Source organism: Marinimicrobium sp. UBA4509, from assembly GCF_002388575.1.
GTDB classification, from domain to species: domain Bacteria; phylum Pseudomonadota; class Gammaproteobacteria; order Pseudomonadales; family Cellvibrionaceae; genus Marinimicrobium; species Marinimicrobium koreense.
On record NZ_DGMV01000063.1, the window covers coordinates 3,111 to 6,448 of the forward strand.

General features: G+C 58.2%; 3 protein-coding genes and 1 tRNA gene. 3 read left to right on the forward strand and 1 reads right to left on the reverse strand.

Annotation, left to right across the window (positions count from 1 at the left end; all coding sequences use genetic code 11):
* Window positions 1-728, forward strand: a 728-nt coding sequence (gene queF, locus B3520_RS12310) for an NADPH-dependent 7-cyano-7-deazaguanine reductase QueF (protein WP_286876169.1), incomplete at its 5' end; no start/stop codon positions are given.
* Between the two features lie 41 nt (window positions 729-769).
* Here the strand turns inward: queF and B3520_RS12315 are convergent.
* Entirely contained in the window at window positions 770-2,161 is a 1,392-nt protein-coding gene (locus B3520_RS12315; RefSeq protein WP_024460641.1) for an adenylate/guanylate cyclase domain-containing protein, read from the reverse strand.
* 261 nt (window positions 2,162-2,422) lie between these two features.
* On the opposite strand from B3520_RS12315, the gene B3520_RS12320 reads away from it, so the two are divergent.
* Together B3520_RS12320 and B3520_RS12325 are read left to right on the forward strand one after the other, a co-directional pair.
* On the forward strand, window positions 2,423-2,986 hold the full coding sequence (locus B3520_RS12320; RefSeq protein ID WP_123637746.1) for a nitroreductase family protein: 564 nt from the start codon (window positions 2,423-2,425) through the stop codon (window positions 2,984-2,986).
* A gap of 70 nt (window positions 2,987-3,056) precedes the next feature.
* A tRNA-Ser gene (locus B3520_RS12325) sits at window positions 3,057-3,144 on the forward strand.
* Window positions 3,145-3,338 lie beyond the last annotated feature (194 nt).

Genomic DNA, 3,338 nt, shown 5'->3' on the forward strand with positions numbered 1-3,338 from the left:
CTCGGGCGTCCCTGGGGTTGAGTGAGTCGGCGCTGCCGTTTTACGGCACCGACCTCTGGACCGGCTATGAAGTCTCCTGGCTGGATGAGCGCGGCAAGCCCATCGTCGCCATCGCGCAATTTCGATTGCCGTGCACCAGTCCGAACCTGATTGAGTCCAAATCATTCAAGCTGTATCTGAACTCCTACAATCAAAGCCGCTTTGTCGGACAGGAGCAGGTGCGGGCGCAGATGATCCAGGACTTGAGCGCGGCCGCCGGTGCAGACGTCAGCGTTCAGCTTGAGCCGGTGGCGGACGCTCAACTGCCGATTGCCGAGGCGGGCGGGGAGTGTATCGACGCGCTGCCGGTTACCATCGAGCACTACCACCCGGCGCCCGAGTTGCTTGCCACTGGGGAGGAGTTGGTTGAAGAGCGGCTGCACAGTCATCTGTTGAAGAGCAATTGCCCGGTAACCGGTCAACCGGATTGGGCCACGGTGGAAATTCATTATCGCGGATCAAAAATCGAACGAGAGGGTTTGCTGAAGTACGTGGTATCGTTTCGTGAACATCAGGACTTTCACGAGCACTGCGTTGAGCGGATGTTTGTCGATCTGCAAGCGCGCTGTCAGCCGGAGTTTCTGACGGTTTTCGCGCGCTACACGCGTCGCGGCGGGTTGGATATCAACCCCTGGCGCAGCTCAGCGCAGGGGTCGGCGCCCGATTTTGAGCGTCTGGTGCGACAGTAGGCTGGTGGTGCTCCGGCGGGACCGGGCCCGCCGGAGCAAGGTTATACGATGACTTTATCCTTGAGCTTTTCGGCGGCGGTCTGCAACGCCTTGATCACCTTGGCTTTCTCGTAATTGCGCACCTTCTCCAGATCCAGGTACATGGAGAAGCCTTCGGCGCGATCCTCAAAGAAACTCTGATTTTTACCCAGGTCCTTACGGAACCCGGCCACCTGGTACACCTTCACCGGCTGGCTGAACCCCTTCACCGTGATTTCGCCCTTGTCCTGACACATGACGGCGTCTTTGACCAGCGACCAGGTCTCGTGGGAAATCAGAATTTCATCGGGCTGGGCTGCGGACTCCAGGCGGCTGGCCAGGTTCACGTGAGTGCCCAGCACGGTGTAGTCCAGATGGCTTGAGGTACCGAAGGTACCCACCGTGCAATAGCCGGTGTTCATGCCCATCCGGATCTGCAGGGGCTTTTTGATGCCCTGGTTGTACCACTCCTGCTGCAGGGACTTCATGCGCTTTTTCATGGCGATGGCCATGGACACACAATTCATGCAGTCCTGTTTGACGCCCTTGCTGTTGCTATCACCAAACATGACCATAATGCCGTCACCCATAAACTTGTCGATGGTGCCGCCAAAGTGGGTGATGATTTTCGACATCTCGGTCAGGTAGTGATTGAGCAGCTCCGTAAGCGCCTCGGCTTCCATTTCTTCGGACAGTTGGCTGAAGTTCTTGATGTCCGAGAAGAACACGGTAATGCGCTTGCGCTCCGCCTGTAGCATATGATCCTTGCCCTGATTGATCGCCCGCCACACCGGAGGCGGCAGGTATCGGGACAGTTTATACGAGCGGATCTTGTGCCATTTCTGCTCATTCTCCAGTTTCATCTGGTTCATGATCAGGCGGCGCATTCTCTGATGCATATACAGGGCGTACACCAGAAAGTAGGTGATGATACCGATCAGGCTCGCCGCGCTGATTTCAATGCTGCTACTGAACACCCATTGCGGTTTGTGTACCAGGAAACTGAGCAGGATACCGACGGCAAAGGCCACGTTATCTTCACCCCAGCGCCTCAGTCCGCCGGTGAGAAGGGCGTTGAACTGGATCATGGTCAGAAACAGCGCCAGCGGCAGCAGGCTGAAGTTGGTCAGGCTGAGGACCAGCCCGATCAGCGCCGCATCGGCCCAGGACAAATAGCGGGTTACGCGGCTGAGTTTTTCGCGATCCAGCGTGTGGGTGAAGTGGTAGGTCAGGTAGGTGTACAGCAGCAGAAAAACAATGGTGCCAATATACACGGGCTGGATGGCCGACCATTCAATGTAGGACGCCAGGGTGCCGGCGGCGGCAAAGCAGATCAGTGATCGAAAATAGTATTGGTGAAGCGGCGATTCCGCTTGAGCCTCTTCGGGCTTTTTGTGCGCTGAGTTCTTAGTCATTGTTATCGGGAAACCTTGTATGCTGTCCTGCTCGACGCAATACGCTCGCTAAATAGCGTCTCTGGGGAGCGTGAGGGCGCCGGATGGTTTTCAATCGGCAAGGTCGGTCCTGGAGTCGCGTGTCACTCCCTGAGGGTCCTATTAGACGTTTTTTTACGCGAAAAGTCCACGAACAGCGGTTAACCGCGCCTAAATGGCGCTTAAATCAACCGATGAAGTCGTGTTATCATTCCCGCCCCATTGATTCGACCACAGGCTCCTATGCACGCACTAGACGTATTGCACCAACGGGTTTCCTCGCCCAAATTGACCGAACCGGCGCCCACCGATGTACAGCGCGACGCCATCTACCGCGCCGCCCTGCGCGCCGCCGATCACGGCCTGATGCAGCCCTGGCGCTTTCTGGTAATTGAAGATGAAGGGCTGGATCGACTGGGAGACCTGTTCGTGCAGGCGATGCTCAAGGACACGCCCGACACCCCGGAACCCGATCAACAATCCCTGCGCGCCAAACCACGCCGCGCGCCGTTGATTCTGGTCGCCATTGCCGCCTGCCGGCAGAACCCCAAGGTGCCGCACGTCGAGCAACTGATCTCGGCCGGCGCCGCCGTACAGAACATGCTCAATGCCGCCTTCGCCCAGGGGGTAGGGGCCTTCTGGCGGACCGGGGCCATGACCTACCATCCGGTGGTGAAAGAAGGGCTGGGTGTCGGCGAGCTGGAGCAGATCGTGGGCTTCCTCTACCTGGGAACCCCCGCCAAACCGCCCCAGCCTCCCAAGTCAGTGAATCCAGAGACATTTTTTCACCCCTGGCCGGGCCAATAGCGTTGCGTTTAGTACGCCACTTGTGTACATTACGCACCCTCTGAACGGCAGGTCGTTCAAAGAGTTTTACGGTGAGGTGGCCGAGTGGCTGAAGGCGCACGCCTGGAAAGTGTGTAACGGGAAACCGTTCGAGGGTTCGAATCCCTCCCTCACCGCCANNTTCGTATATGGCGGTGAGGGATGTCTTGGTTCGAACCCTCCGGTTCGACCAATCGCCTGGAGCGATTGGGACCGCCGCAGGCGCCCGAAGGGCGGGGCACATGGATGTGCCCCGGTCTATCCCTCCCGTAAAGCAACTCCCCGAGCTTTTGGTATCCCACCCAACTGCAACGGCGGATGCGCCTGCGGCTTA